This window comes from Aurantimicrobium sp. INA4 (genome assembly GCF_027924525.1).
Lineage (GTDB): Bacteria > Actinomycetota > Actinomycetes > Actinomycetales > Microbacteriaceae > Aurantimicrobium.
Genome location: NZ_AP027040.1, coordinates 844710 through 858336, shown reverse-complemented (window position 1 = coordinate 858336; position 13627 = coordinate 844710). Strand labels below are relative to the sequence as shown.

The following is a 13627-nucleotide window of genomic DNA, read 5'->3' as shown; positions in this document are numbered from 1 at the left end:
ATGGATCCCATGACACTTTTCATGATGGCTGTGTTGGCCGTTTTGGTCTTCTTCATGTTCCGCAATGGACAAAAGCGTAAGAAAGCTGCTGAAGAGCTTCAGAAGACAGTGGTTCCCGGGGCGCACGTGATGACCACTTTTGGCGTTTACGGAACAATCAAGTCCATTGATGACGCTGAGAACATTGTTGTTCTCGAGACTTCTCCCAAAAACACTCTCAAACTTCACCGCCAAGCTATTGCACGTGTTGTAGAAAACGCTGCTGTCGCTCCATCCGCCGGTGAATCAATTGGCGCAGATATCACCAAACTCGCTCTAGACCCAGAGGCAGAAGCTGGTGCACTCGAAATTGATCCTCAATTTGGTGAGCGCAAGCCAAAAAACAAAAAGTAATGGCGCGTTCCCAAACTACGCGTAAGGCTCTTCGATCCCTTACGTGGCTTCTTGTATTGATTGCCGGCCTGGTCGGAATTAACGCTGCCGGTGTGATCTGGGGCGGGGGTTCATGGACTCCGAAACTTGCACTTGACCTTGAGGGTGGAACCCAGATTGTTCTTGCCCCCAAGCTCGAGAGTGGCCAAAAGGTTTCAGAAGAACAAATGGCCCAAGCGGTATCCATTATTCGACAGAGAATTGACTCCGCAGGAGTTTCTGAAGCTGAAATAAATACTCAGGGAAATCAAAACATTGTTGTTTCTATTCCAGGTCAACCTGATGATGCAACGCTGGCCAGAATTGAAGCTTCAGCGAAACTAGATTTCCGGGCTGTCCTCATTGCCGGTGCACCGACAACCTCTGTTGTAGGAGCAGATGGAACGGCAACACCCGTTCCTCAAGGGCCAATTGATCCTAATTTGTCTTCTGTGCCTGCTGTCGCACCTTCCAACGGAAGTGACTTGAACTGGATTACACCAGCTCTTCAAGCCCAGTATGAGCAGTTTGATTGCGCTGACGAGAACATTCAAGCCGCAAGCACAGCTCCAGAAGACCAACCCTTGATTACCTGCGATTTCACAAACACGGTGAAGTACTTACTGGGGCCAGTTGAAGTTTCTGGTTCTGATATCTCGGATGCTTCAGCAGGGATGGTCACCTCCTCTACGGGTGCTAGTACAGGCCAGTGGGCAGTTGATCTCTCCTTCAATGACAAAGGCACCAAAGCTTTTGGTGATGTTACAACCCGTTTATTTGGTCTTACCGGTTCTCAAAACCAGTTCGCAATTGTTCTTGACGGTCGTGTACTCACAGCACCTTCAACCAATGCCGCCATCACCACTGGTAGCGCTCAAATTACTGGTGGCTTCACTCAAGAGAGTTCAAAAACTCTTGCAGATCAATTGAAGTATGGTGCACTCCCAATCGGTTTCCAGGTTCAATCCTCAGAAACAATTTCAGCGACCTTGGGTTCAACCCAGCTCATGAGTGGTCTTTTAGCTGGAGCTATTGGTTTGATTCTTGTTGTTCTGTACTCATTGATTCAATATCGTGCATTGGGTTTGGTTACAGTAGCTTCACTTGCAGTTGCAGCACTGATGACTTATCTTCTCGTCACGATTTTGTCGTGGCGTGAAGGGTATCGACTTTCTCTTGCTGGTGTCGCTGGTTTGATCGTGGCTATCGGTATTACCGCCGATTCATTCATCGTCTACTTTGAGAGAATTCGAGACGAACTACGAGACGGACGAGGTCTTGAATCTGCAATCGAGGCAGGTTGGAAGCGTGCATTCCGAACCATCGTTGCCAGTGACACGGTCAACTTCCTGGCGGCCATAGTGCTCTTCATTCTTGCTGTTGGTAACGTTCGAGGCTTCGCGCTGACATTGGGTTTGACCACAATTGTCGACCTTTTTGTCGTTGCCCTCTTTACTCACCCGATGCTTCAACTTTTGGGACAAACTCGTTATTTCAACGGGGGAAGTACCTTCTCGGGTCTGAATCCTCAAGCTTTGGGTGCAACATATCGTGGGCGTGCACAATTTGCTCCCGCAAAACGTGTCTCAACTGAGAAGCTGGCTAAGTCCTCGAAAGAAGCGCTAAAGCGTCAGACAATTGCCGAGCGTAAAGCCCAACAATCCTCTGAAGCGAAGGAGGAAAACTAATGGCTAGTTTTACTCAGTTCGGTAATGACCTCTACACGGGGGATCGTTCATTCAATATTGTTGGTAAGCGCAAGATTTGGTACACCATCTCTGCAGTCCTGATTCTTGTCAGCATCATTGGACCAATTCTCAAAGGTGGCTTTAACTTCGGTATTGAGTTCACTGGTGGTAGTGAATTCGTTGTTTCTGATGTGACAGATATGTCGCAAACAAAAGCAACACAGGCTGTTCAAGCCGTCGAACCAAATATGGTTCCTAAAGTTTCTACCTTGGGTGATTCGTCCATTCGTGTTCAAACCGGACAGCTCACTGCTGAACAAAACCGCGAAATTCGAGTTAACTTGGCGGATACTTACGCTGTACCGATCAGTAATGTCACTAGTTCCTACATTGGGGCAAGCTGGGGTTCTGACATTACAACTCAGGCTATTCGCGGTCTTCTTGTCTTCTTAGTTCTTGCATCCCTCGTGATGGCACTGTATTTCCGCACCTGGAAGATGTCATTCGTTGCTATCGTGGCTCTTCTTCACGACCTTGTAATCACGGCAGGAATTTACGGCATTACTGGGTTCGAAGTAACTCCTGGCGCTGTGATTGGTCTGTTGACCATTTTGGGCTATTCCCTCTATGACACAGTTGTTGTGTTCGACAAGATTCGTGAAAACACTCAAGGATCAACCAAAGAGGCGTCTTTGACGTTTGCCAACCAAGTAAACCTTGCCGTCAATCAAACTCTGGTCCGTTCCATAAACACATCCGTCGTCGCAGCATTGCCTGTCGCAGCGATTCTTTTCATCGGTGCATTTGTTCTCGGTGCTGGAACGCTCCGTGATATTTCTTTGGCTTTGTTGATTGGTATTTTTGTCGGAACTTACTCAACAATTTTCTTGGCAACTCCGCTGTACGTTCAGATGAGAAAGAATGAGCCTGCTATCAAAAAGTATGACAAGAAGGTTCTTGCTGAACAGTCCAAAACCTCAGCATAGTTCTCAGGTTTTCCCGAGATAATAGAAACTTCAGGGAGGCGCCATGGTAGATACAACAACAAGTTCTGTATCACTACGTCGCCTTGTGCCTCGAATTTTTAGCAAAGCTCAGCCAACAGGCGGTTTTGAGCGGCTGGTCAAAACTGTTAAACAGCACCACCCTCGAGCTGATGTGCTCCAAATCGAGGAAGCGTACCAAGTCGCATTTCGCGCTCATGAAGGTCAAAAACGTCGTTCTGGTGAACCCTACATAACCCATCCTGTAGCTGTTGCTCAAATTCTTGCTGAATTGGGAATTGGGCCCAAAACAGTCATTGCAGCTTTGCTCCACGACACAGTTGAAGACACGGACTACACACTTGAACAGTGCCGGGAACAGTTTGGTGCTGAAGTAGCCATGCTTGTCGATGGGGTAACAAAACTCGACAAAGTGAAATATGGTGACAGCGCTCAAGCTGAGACTGTTCGCAAAATGATTGTGGCGATGTCCAAAGACATCCGCGTGCTAGTAATCAAACTTGCAGATCGTCTCCACAATGCACGTACATGGGGATTAATGCCAGTTGAGTCTGCTCAGCGTAAGGCTCGCGAAACTCTTGAAATTTATACCCCGCTTGCTCACCGTTTGGGTATTCAAACGCTGAAGTGGGAACTCGAAGATCTGTCATTTGCAGTGCTACACCCCAAGATTTATCAAGAAATTGAAAATCTTGTCGCTCAACGAACTCCCGAAAGAGAGTCTTTTGTGCAGTCTGTAATCAGTGATGTTGAACAAGATCTTAAGGCTGCCCGTATTCGTGGAGAAGTCAAGGGGCGGCCAAAGCAGTTTTATTCGATTTATCAAAAGATGGTGCTTCGAGGTCGTGAATTTGATGAGATCTATGACCTTGTTGGCATCAGAGTAATTGTCAATAGTGTGCGCGACTGCTACGCAATCCTTGGTTCTATTCACGCCAGGTGGAATCCTATTCCAGGTCGATTCAAGGATTACATCGCTACTCCTAAATTCAACTTGTATCAATCCCTGCACACTACTGTGATGGGTCCCAAGGGCCGGCCGGTGGAGATTCAGATTCGTACACCTGAGATGCACCATCGTGCAGAATTCGGGGTAGCTGCGCACTGGATGTACAAAGACCGTATGGCTTCGGGTAAGAGTGATGACAAGCTTTCTGTTCAAGACACAGATATGGCTTGGCTTGCACATATTTCTGACTGGCAAGCTGAAACCGAGGATCCAGGGGAGTTCCTCGACTCTCTTCGCTTTGAAATTGGTGCCAAAGAGGTTTATGTTTTCACACCAAAAGGCCGCGTAATCGGCCTTCCTTCAGGTGCAACTCCTATCGATTTTGCATATGCTGTGCACACCGAAATTGGTCACAGGACGATGGGGGCTAAAGTCAACGGCCGACTCGTTCCACTTGAAAGCAAACTTTCCAGTGGTGACGTAATCGAAATTCTTACCTCAAAGAACCCTGATGCAGGTCCGAGTAAAGACTGGTTGAACTTTGTTCAGAGCACGCGCACGCGCAACAAAATCAAACAGTGGTTTACGAAGGAACGCCGTGATGAAGCGATAGAGCAAGGCAAAGATGCCATCGCGCGCGCAATGCGTAAACAAAACCTCCCACTTCAGAAGCTCATGACACAAGATTCTCTAGCAGAAGTTGCCAGCACTCTTCGCTATGAAGATGTCTCGATGCTCTATGCAGCTGTTGGAGAAGGTCACGTTTCAACTCAATCTGTGATTGAAAAGATTCTTTCGAGCATCCATGAAGATGGAGACACAGAAGAAGTCGAATTTGTTTTCCCCACACGCGGGCCCTCTAAACCACTACTGCACAGCGACTCTGGAGTTTTGGTGAGGGGTGCGCCAGATATTTTGGTCAAGCTTGCAAAGTGTTGCACTCCAGTTCCAGGCGATGCGATTTCTGGTTTTGTTACACGCGGTCAAGGAGTTTCCGTTCACCAAACTAGTTGCCACAATGTGCAGAACATGCTCAACGAGCCTGAGCGCATGATCGAGGTTGAATGGTCCCCCTCGTCGAAGAGTGTTTTTCTGGTTCAAATTCAGATAGAAGCATTGGACCGTTCAGGATTGTTATCTGATGTCACTCGTGTACTTTCTGAACACCACGTCAACATACTTTCTGCAACAGTTAGTACGTCACAGGATCGTTTAGCGCTGAGTCGTTTTGTTTTTGAAATGAGCGACGTCATGCATCTTGATCGCGTATTGAACGCAGTGCGACGTATTGATGCTGTTTATGACGTTTATCGCGTCTCTGAAGGATAATCAATATCTTTTGCGCGCGTAAGCGCCAGTTGTTTGTGAGGAATTTTGCCTCTGCCACGGATAAAAATCTCGATGTCTTCTATATGTAATTGATAATTGGAAACGAGTCTAGTTATCAGATTTTTACTGTGAGACCAGTTTTGAGCGGGGCATCTCAATAAATCCGAGATTGTTCGCAGTGGAGTCGTTACCCCACATTTTCCTTCAATCCAATAGTGGTGCGCAGCTAGAGTTCTTTCCTCAATAGTTATCTCACCATTGTGAGCTTCCCTTAACCTGTGTGGCGTAACTGCTGATGCGGTGAGTGGGTGTGGTTTATTGCCAACACCTAGTGCCCATGAAGCTGCAAAACTGGTGAGAACCATGGGGACATTTTCAAAGATGAGAACACTTCGGCTTTGTTCTTGCCAACTCTGCGGGATATCAACGAGAAGACCGCTGTGGTATTCACCATCAAGAATGAGACTTGAAAGTTCAGCGGGCGAATAATCGAATTTGTTTACCGTAAGTTTCATTTGCAAATTGTCATGGATTAATCACAACAACGTTGAGCAAATGAACAGCTTGTGGAAACTATTTTGATAGAACTGCGAGCCACTCGTTTTGAGTCTTTATTGCCGCTTCAATTTCGGCAATTTTCGTAGTGTTCTTATCAACTTTCGCAGATTCAAGCTCTGTCTCCAGAGCAGCAATTTTGTCTTGAATTTGTCCAGCTAGGCCCTCTGATCGAGCAATCTTTTCAGGATTGGATGCATTCCAGTGGTTATCTTCTAGGGCACGAACTGCTTGTTCTACTTTTCGCAGACGGTCTTCTGTGCTCTTGAAATGAGCACGGGGAACTTTGCCTGCTGCATCCCACTTCTTTTGAATAGCATTGAGTTTAGATCGAGCCTCTACGCGATCGGTTGCTGAGAGGAGAGTCTCTGCTTCTACCAGAAGCGCTAGTTTGACCTCTAGGTTGCCAGCAAATGATTCATCCTCTGCATCATCAACTGACTTCTTTGCCGCATAAATGGCATCTCCTGCAGCCTTGAATCGAGACCACAGTGCATCATCAATCTTCTTTCCAGCACGAGGAGCCAGTTTCCATTTATCCAGCAATGAGCGGTAAGCAGCAACATTTCCTGTGCCATCTGCAACAAGCGCCTCAGCTTGTGCAATGAGTTCTTCCTTAGCGGACTTTGCTCCTTTGTTTTTTGCATCCAGATCTGCAAAGAATGCACGACGGTGCTGGTCGAGTTTATGGCGAGCATCTCGGAAGCGCTTCCAAAGTTCGTTGGCATCGGTTTTGTTCAGACGTGGACTATTTTTTTGTGCAGCCTGCCATTGGGCAAAAAGTTCATCAACCTTTTTGGTTGTTTGCTTCCATTGAATCTTTTGCGGATCAACAGCGGCCAATTTTTCCATTTCAGAGACGATGGCTTCTCGTTCGGCTTTAGCCCTCTCGAGAGCCTCGGCTTGCATTTCTTTTTCAGCAGCAGAAAGTTCAACAAGGGAAGCTGAGAGTTTGGTTGCACGATCAGCTAAAGCTTCGTAGTTTCCAATACCTGCCCGCGCTTCAATCTGTTCTGAGATTTTTGCAATACTTTCTGCAATTTCAGATGCAGATGCGCCATTTTTCGCACGCTGTTCTAAGAGGACGAGAGCGGAGTTGGTGTCATTGAATTTACGTTCAAAGAAGGCAATGGCCTCTTCGGCAGTTACATCTGGATATTGACCAATCAGCCGTTCGCCCGAACCTTCAACAACATAAACATTGCCATCAGAATCAACGCGTGCTTGTGTCTTTTCAGACATATTTTTCTACCTCTAGTTGTGAACGAAGAACGTGAGCTTTAAGCCTATGGCACTGAGTCACGTTTCAACATTGTCGTTACTGAACAGAAATTGAAGAGATTGTCACGGGAATCTTTGGTTTCCCATCAGTTCCACCATTTTCCGTTCCTAGACTTGTCACGTTGCTGATGAGTTCAGGTAGCCCGGAAGTAATACGGCCGATGACGGTGTATCCGCCGGCTTCATCGCTGGGGATAATGCTGTCTTGATACACGATAAAGAATTGGCTCCCCATCGAAGATCCGTTGCCACCCTGCCGAGCCATCGCGATTGTTCCGGCGGGATAGAAGTCATCCGTTGGAGCATTCTCTACAGGCCCGTAGCTGTAGCCAGGTCCGCCAGATCCGTCCCCGTTAGGATCTCCACATTGAAGAACATAGATCCCTTCAGTTGTGAGGCGGTGACAACTTATCCCTTCATAGAAGCCACTGTTCACGAGGGAAACTGTGCTTGCAACTGCCTGAGGCGACGCGGCCCCATCGAGTTCAAAAGTGATGGGTACACCAGCTACATCCATGGAACCAGTCCATGTGCGATTTTCGCTCAAAGCAGGGTCTGGAGCAGAAGAACCTGACTCTGTCGTGGTGGGAACAGGTTCAGGAGTCAAGGTTGTGAATACTGCAGAGAAAATGCCAATTCCTAATGCGAGAACAACGACGAGTGCAGAAGACCAGACTGCAGTTTTTTGTATGCGCTTTTTCTTTTGAAGGGACTTCTCGTGAGCCGCTTTACGTTCTTCATACGTTTTCGCTCTGTTGAGGACATCTTTAGATACGCGGTTGTCATTCTTCTGTGCCATAGCTGTCAACGCTAATCTGTCTTTATGGCCCAAGGCGAATCGACACTCGGCGGAAACACAGCCCCGCTTGCGGTTCGGATGAGACCAAGAATCTTAAGTGAGATAGCAGGTCAAGAAAAACTATTGACTCCAGGATCTCCTCTTCATGCTCTAGCGCAACCAGGGTCGACCAGCTCAGTTTCAGTAATTCTGTGGGGTCCCCCCGGTACGGGTAAGACTTCTCTGGCTCACGCCATTGCCGCATCCTCTGACAGGCGCTGTGTTGAACTCTCGGCAGTAACGGCCGGTGTTAAAGATGTCCGTTCAGTGATGGACGAGGCGCAAAATCAACGTGATCTCTATGGAGTGAGAACTCTTCTCTTTCTCGACGAAATTCATCGCTTTAGTAAAGCGCAACAAGACGCCCTACTCCCTGGAGTTGAAAACGGCTGGGTTACACTCATCGCCGCTACCACCGAAAATCCTTCATTCAGCGTTGTTACCCCTTTGCTATCACGCTCATTGCTTCTGCGTTTGGAGCCTTTGACCGATGACGCATTGGTTTCTTTGATTGATCGAGCTTTGACGGAACCTTACGGTCTCAACAAGGAGTTTCTGCTCGAAGAAGAAGCCGCTCAGGCAATTATTCGTTTTGCGTCTGGGGATGCTCGTAGAGTTCTCACGTCACTTGAAGCTGCAGCAAGAATTGCGAAGCAAACGAGTAAAAAGAAGACAAAACAGGTCACGATCAGCCCAGAACATGTTGCCGCTGCGGTCGACAGTGCGCTGTTGCGCTATGACCGCAACGGTGATGAACATTATGACGTCATCAGTGCATTCATTAAATCCATACGTGGTTCTGACCCTGACGCCGCCATTCATTACCTAGCGCGAATGATCGCTGCGGGGGAGGATCCCCGATTTATTGCTCGTCGGCTTGTCATTTCTGCCTCGGAGGACATTGGTTTAGCAGATCCTCAAGCGTTGAGTATTGCCACAGCGGCAGCAGAGGCTGTGGCTTTCATTGGAATGCCCGAAGGTCGTATTCCTTTAGCTGAAGCAACGGTCTACCTGGCAACGGCGCCAAAATCTAATGCGTCTTATCTGGCAATCGATGCTGCCCTTAGTGATGTCAAAGCCGGTAATACAGGTGTGGTCCCCATCCATCTGCGTGATTCACACTATTCAGGAGCGAAGAAGCTAGGTCACGGAAAAGGATATCTGTATCCACATGACAATCCTCTTGGAGTCGTACAGCAGCAATACCTGCCAGATTCGTTGAAGGGTCGTATTTACTATGAACCTACTGAACACGGCAGTGAACGAGATATTCGTGCTCGTCTTGAAAAACTCCGAGCAATCACTAGGCGGGATTCTTCTCCGACTAAAAACTCGTGATAGTGTTTACTCGTCTATTTCGACTGTGTAGCGCGGCTGCAACACAGTAGCGAAAGAATTGGATCGCCCTGTAGCCGGGCACCGTGACAAATCCCTCGATTTTCGCCACTTAGTGGCGTGTTCATTTTGTTTGTTCAATCGAAAAGGAAATTGTGTCTACTAAGTCACGTACCCGCAGTAAAACTCGTCTTTCGCGTGCCCTTGGCATCGCACTGACCCCTAAGGCAGCAAAGTACTTGGAAAAGCGTCCCTACGCTCCAGGTGAGCACGGCCGCACCAAGCGCAAGGCAGACTCTGACTACGCAGTTCGTCTGCGTGAGAAGCAGCGTCTTCGCGCTCAGTACGGTATCCGTGAGGCTCAGCTTCGCAACGTCTTCCAGGAAGCTCGCAAGACCCAGGGTCTAACCGGTGAAAACCTTGTAGAGCTCCTCGAAATGCGTCTTGACGCTCTCGTACTGCGCGCAGGTTTCGCACGTACCACTGCTCAGGCTCGTCAGCTGGTTGTGCACCGCCACATCCTCGTTGATGGTCAGCTGGTTGACCGTCCATCTTTCCGCGTAAAGCCTGGACAGCTCATCCACGTCAAGCCACGCTCTGAGGTTCTTGAGCCACTGCAGGTTGCTGCAGCTGGTGGACACGCAGAGGTCCTTCCTCCCGTGCCCGCATACCTCGAGGTTGAACTCGACAAACTTCACGCAACTTTGGTGCGTCGCCCCAAGCGTGCGGAAGTTCCTGTCACCTGTGACGTTCAGTTGGTTGTTGAGTACTACGCAGCCCGCTAAACAAACCTTCTGGAAGGGTGTAGGTCTTTGGATCTGCACCCTTCTGCGTTTAACTCTCGACCCTTGCTCGCATAGACTGGGTTTTAGCATTTGCGTACGTTCTCTGGAGAAATCATGAAGCAATTTTTTTGGCTCATTATCGGCTTAGTTGCTGGCTTTATCGTTGCCCACAAGGTGAACGAAACAGAGCAGGGCAGGGCCTTCTTTGCCAATTTAGATGCGAAAACTCGTGACTTCACAGATGCTCTCGTCGACGGCTACAAAGAGCGTGAAGCTGAACTTCGCGCAAACCGCAACAGCTAATCATGCAGACAGCTGAGATTCGCCAGAGATGGCTTGATTTTTTCGCTGCCCGCGGGCACACAGTTGTGCCTTCTGCATCTCTGGTGAGCGACGACCCCACGCTGCTGTTTACCGTTGCAGGAATGGTTCCGTTTATTCCGTATCTCTCGGGAGTTGTTCCACCACCATACCCACGCGCAACAAGTGTTCAGAAGTGCATTCGTACCCTAGACATTGAAGAGGTCGGTAAAACTACTCGTCACGGTACGTTCTTCCAAATGAATGGAAACTTTTCATTCGGTGACTATTTCAAAGAGCAAGCTATTGACTATGCCTGGGAGCTTCTGACTACTTCTGAAGCAGATGGTGGACTTGGTTTTGCAGAAAAGGACCTCTGGGTCACCGTTTACGAAGACGATGACGAGGCAATAGCGTTCTGGAAAAAGACCGCAGGTCTTCCTGATGAGCGAATTCAGCGTCGAGGCAAAGAAGACAACTACTGGTCTACTGGTCAACCAGGTCCAGCGGGACCATGTTCAGAAATCTACTTTGACCGCGGTCCCGCCTATGGCATCGAGGGCGGTCCAGTTGCCGATGAAGATCGCTACATCGAAATCTGGAACCTCGTATTCATGCAGTACCTTCGCGGAGAAGGAACCAGCAAAACCGAGTTCGAAATATTAGGTGAACTTCCCAACAAGAACATCGACACCGGTATGGGGCTTGAGCGTGTTGCTTTCCTCAAGCAGGGTGTTGAGAACCTGTATGAAATCGATCAGGTTCGCCCAGTTCTTGACCGTGCTGCAGAGCTTGCAGGGGTCAAATACGGTTCTGATCACGATAACGATGTTCGTTTACGTGTTGTTGCTGACCACGTGCGTTCTGCCCTCATGCTCATGGCTGATGGTGTTCAGGCATCCAATGAAGGTCGCGGCTACATCTTGCGTCGCCTATTACGACGTTCTGTACGTGCGATGCGATTGTTGGGTGTCGACACCGCAACTTTCCCAGAATTGTTTACTGCATCCCGTGACGCTATGAAGGCTGCTTACCCAGATGTTGAAACTGAGTTTTCACGTATTTCTCAGATTGCTTATGGCGAAGAGGAAACATTCCTAAAGACCTTGGCATCAGGAACAACGATTCTGGATACCGCTGTGTCTGAAACCAAGAAGTCCGGTGCCAATGCACTTGCTGGCGAAACTGCATTCCTTCTTCACGACACCTTTGGTTTCCCCATTGATCTGACTCTAGAAATGGCTGAAGAAGCCGGCCTGTCAGTTGACCGCGCCGCTTTCGACAAGCTCATGTTGGACCAGCGAACACGAGCTAAAGCTGACGCTAAAGCAAAGAAGTCGATCCTTGCAGACCTGTCGATCTACACAGACCTACGCGCCAAGGGCGAGACCGTCTTCACCGGTTACACCGACCTTGAAACTGAAACCAGTATTTTGGGTCTCCTCAAAGACGGTCTGCCTGTGCAGAGCGCATCCGCCGGTGATGTAGTTGAAGTCATTGTTGGGGCCACCTCACTCTATGCAGAATCTGGTGGTCAGGTTTCTGACGCTGGTTCTATAGTTGGCGACGGCTTTGATCTCGAAGTATTGGATGTTCAGAAGCCGGTTAAGGGACTCGTGTCTCATACTGTCGAGGTACGAAGTGGTCAGGTAAATGCTGGTGCTGCTGCAACCACTGTTGTTGACAAGAACTACCGTGCAGCTGCAGCTGCAGCTCACTCTGCAACTCACCTGGTCCACGCTGCGCTTCGCGAAGTACTCGGCGAAACAGCTCACCAGGCAGGGTCTCTGAACAAAGCTGGATATATGCGCTTTGACTTCTCCTGGAACGACGCCCTGTCTGCTGAAACGAAGACAGAAATCGAGGAGATTGCAAACAATGCCATCTTGGCCGATTACGATGTTGTCACTCGTGAAATGGCTTTGGACGAAGCGAAAAAGATGGGTGCCATGGCCCTCTTTGGCGAAAAGTACGGTGAAACCGTTCGTATGGTAGACATCGGTGGTCCATGGTCACGTGAGTTGTGCGCTGGAACACATGTTTCACATTCGTCGCAGGTAGGTCTCATTAATTTGATCAGCGAATCCTCTGTTGGTTCGTCAAACCGCCGTGTCGAAGCACTGGTTGGCGCTGATGCTTTCAAGTCTCTCGCTGCGGAACGTGCTATCGTGCACGAACTCAGTTCTTCGCTCAAAGCGCCACGAGATCAGGTCACAACTCGTGTTGCAGATCTGATGGCGAACTTGAAAGCAGCAGAGCGCAAAATTGCTGAATTCGAGGCTGCCGCAGTGCGTCAACAGATTCCCAATTTGGTCAATGCTGCAGCTCCAGCTGGCAATGTCACGGCAATTGTTGAGCGCGTAACAGGTGTGGCCTCAGTGGATGACTTGCGTAATTTGGTCACTGGGGTCCGTGAGAAAGTGCAATCAACAAACACCGTGATTGCTCTCGGAGCAGAAGTTGATGACAAGCCTGTTGTCATCGTTGCTACTACTGAAGCTGCTCGTGACAATGGTGCCAAAGCAGGTGCATTAGCAAAATTAGCTGCCGGAGTTCTCGGTGGTGGCGGTGGCGGTAGAGACGACCTTGCCCAAGGTGGAGGTGCCTATACTGGTCAGCTCCAAACAGCTCTGGACGCTGTTCTCACGGAGTTACGTTCCCTCTAATGCGTGAGGGTGTACGTCTTGGAATAGACGTTGGCACGGTTCGAATTGGTATTGCTCGTAGCGACCGTGATGGTCTGTTGGCAACACCTTATGAAACTCTCGAGAGATCGCCGGACTACCTCCACAGGCTTTTGGCGATTCTAGAAGAGATCTCAGTTTTCGAGATTGTTATTGGTTTGCCCCTGTCACTGTCGGGAGAGCACACCGCATCAACTTCTGACGCACTTGATGTTGCTCGGGCGTTAGGTTCCGCTACTGAGATTCCAATTAGGTTGATTGACGAAAGATTAACCACTGTTTCTGCGCATTCGGCCATGAAAGCAGTCGGAAAAAATCAGAAAAAATCACGACCTGTTATTGACCAAGTAGCCGCAGTACTGATTTTGCAACAAGCCCTTGATTCCGAACGATCAACGGGAAAACCGGCGGGTAAGGCTCTCAGCGAGTTTCCAGAGCCAGCCTAAAAAGAGTGTGTACTCTCGAAAT

The 13627-nt window shown here is 48.9% G+C and carries 12 protein-coding genes; 9 read left to right on the top strand and 3 right to left on the bottom strand.

Annotation, left to right across the window (positions count from 1 at the left end):
* Genes yajC through AINA4_RS04235 form a run of 4 tightly spaced genes read left to right on the top strand, consistent with a single transcriptional unit; the run spans position 1 to position 5381 of the window.
* Positions 1 to 393 carry a preprotein translocase subunit YajC gene (gene yajC / locus AINA4_RS04250; protein WP_281786281.1) on the top strand — a complete coding sequence of 131 codons (393 nt, stop codon included), beginning with the start codon at positions 1 to 3 and terminating at the stop codon, positions 391 to 393.
* The gene (gene secD / locus AINA4_RS04245) at positions 393 to 2099 is read left to right on the top strand and encodes a protein translocase subunit SecD (RefSeq protein WP_281786280.1); all 1707 of its coding nucleotides are present in this window, start codon (positions 393 to 395) and stop codon (positions 2097 to 2099) included. The genes yajC and secD overlap by 1 nt, the downstream gene beginning before the upstream one ends.
* Complete coding sequence (gene secF / locus AINA4_RS04240) at positions 2099 to 3085, top strand: protein translocase subunit SecF (protein WP_281786279.1); 987 nt, start codon at positions 2099 to 2101, stop codon at positions 3083 to 3085. The genes secD and secF overlap by 1 nt, the downstream gene beginning before the upstream one ends.
* 43 nt (positions 3086 to 3128) lie before the next feature.
* Entirely contained in the window at positions 3129 to 5381 is a 2253-nt protein-coding gene (locus tag AINA4_RS04235) for a bifunctional (p)ppGpp synthetase/guanosine-3',5'-bis(diphosphate) 3'-pyrophosphohydrolase (protein ID WP_281786278.1), read from the top strand.
* On the opposite strand, the gene AINA4_RS04230 is transcribed toward AINA4_RS04235, so the two are convergent.
* From AINA4_RS04230 to AINA4_RS04220, 3 genes are all read right to left on the bottom strand, one after another.
* Positions 5360 to 5896, bottom strand: a complete 537-nt coding sequence (locus tag AINA4_RS04230; RefSeq protein ID WP_281786277.1) for a hypothetical protein — start codon at positions 5894 to 5896, stop codon at positions 5360 to 5362. The two genes, AINA4_RS04235 and AINA4_RS04230, sit on opposite strands and share 22 nt — an antisense overlap.
* A gap of 58 nt (positions 5897 to 5954) precedes the next feature.
* Positions 5955 to 7178: a DUF349 domain-containing protein gene (locus tag AINA4_RS04225; protein WP_281786276.1), complete on the bottom strand. Its 1224-nt coding sequence runs from the start codon at positions 7176 to 7178 to the stop codon at positions 5955 to 5957.
* A 76-nt stretch (positions 7179 to 7254) separates the two neighbouring features.
* Entirely contained in the window at positions 7255 to 8016 is a 762-nt protein-coding gene (locus AINA4_RS04220) for a peptidylprolyl isomerase (protein ID WP_281786275.1), read from the bottom strand.
* Between the two features lie 24 nt (positions 8017 to 8040).
* On the opposite strand from AINA4_RS04220, the gene AINA4_RS04215 reads away from it, so the two are divergent.
* The 5 genes from AINA4_RS04215 to ruvX all read left to right on the top strand — a co-directional run bounded on the left by AINA4_RS04215 (position 8041) and on the right by ruvX (position 13605).
* Entirely contained in the window at positions 8041 to 9393 is a 1353-nt protein-coding gene (locus tag AINA4_RS04215) for a replication-associated recombination protein A (protein WP_281786274.1), read from the top strand.
* A gap of 152 nt (positions 9394 to 9545) precedes the next feature.
* On the top strand, positions 9546 to 10175 hold the full coding sequence (gene rpsD / locus AINA4_RS04210) for a 30S ribosomal protein S4 (protein ID WP_096381021.1): 630 nt from the start codon (positions 9546 to 9548) through the stop codon (positions 10173 to 10175).
* A 114-nt stretch (positions 10176 to 10289) separates the two neighbouring features.
* Positions 10290 to 10478, top strand: coding sequence for a hypothetical protein (locus tag AINA4_RS04205; RefSeq protein ID WP_281786273.1), 189 nt, complete (start codon positions 10290 to 10292; stop codon positions 10476 to 10478).
* Between the two features lie 2 nt (positions 10479 to 10480).
* Positions 10481 to 13141, top strand: a complete 2661-nt coding sequence (alaS, locus tag AINA4_RS04200) for an alanine--tRNA ligase (protein WP_281786272.1) — start codon at positions 10481 to 10483, stop codon at positions 13139 to 13141.
* Positions 13141 to 13605 (top strand): Holliday junction resolvase RuvX, encoded by a 465-nt coding sequence (gene ruvX, locus AINA4_RS04195; protein WP_281786271.1) that lies wholly within the window; start codon positions 13141 to 13143, stop codon positions 13603 to 13605. Before alaS ends, ruvX begins: the two co-directional genes overlap by 1 nt.
* Positions 13606 to 13627: the final 22 nt, after the last annotated feature.

Bases quoted from the DNA above. Each gene is read 5' to 3' on its own strand.
- AINA4_RS04205 (WP_281786273.1), top strand. From the start codon at position 10,290: ATGAAGCAATTTTTTTGGCTCATTATCGGCTTAGTTGCTGGCTTTATC.
- AINA4_RS04235 (WP_281786278.1), top strand. From the start codon at position 3,129: ATGGTAGATACAACAACAAGTTCTGTATCACTACGTCGCCTTGTGCCT.
- AINA4_RS04230 (WP_281786277.1), bottom strand. From the start codon at position 5,896: ATGAAACTTACGGTAAACAAATTCGATTATTCGCCCGCTGAACTTTCA.
- AINA4_RS04225 (WP_281786276.1), bottom strand. From the start codon at position 7,178: ATGTCTGAAAAGACACAAGCACGCGTTGATTCTGATGGCAATGTTTAT.
- secD (WP_281786280.1), top strand. From the start codon at position 393: ATGGCGCGTTCCCAAACTACGCGTAAGGCTCTTCGATCCCTTACGTGG.
- alaS (WP_281786272.1), top strand. From the start codon at position 10,481: ATGCAGACAGCTGAGATTCGCCAGAGATGGCTTGATTTTTTCGCTGCC.
- ruvX (WP_281786271.1), top strand. From the start codon at position 13,141: ATGCGTGAGGGTGTACGTCTTGGAATAGACGTTGGCACGGTTCGAATT.
- AINA4_RS04215 (WP_281786274.1), top strand. From the start codon at position 8,041: ATGGCCCAAGGCGAATCGACACTCGGCGGAAACACAGCCCCGCTTGCG.
- AINA4_RS04220 (WP_281786275.1), bottom strand. From the start codon at position 8,016: ATGGCACAGAAGAATGACAACCGCGTATCTAAAGATGTCCTCAACAGA.
- secF (WP_281786279.1), top strand. From the start codon at position 2,099: ATGGCTAGTTTTACTCAGTTCGGTAATGACCTCTACACGGGGGATCGT.
- yajC (WP_281786281.1), top strand. From the start codon at position 1: ATGGATCCCATGACACTTTTCATGATGGCTGTGTTGGCCGTTTTGGTC.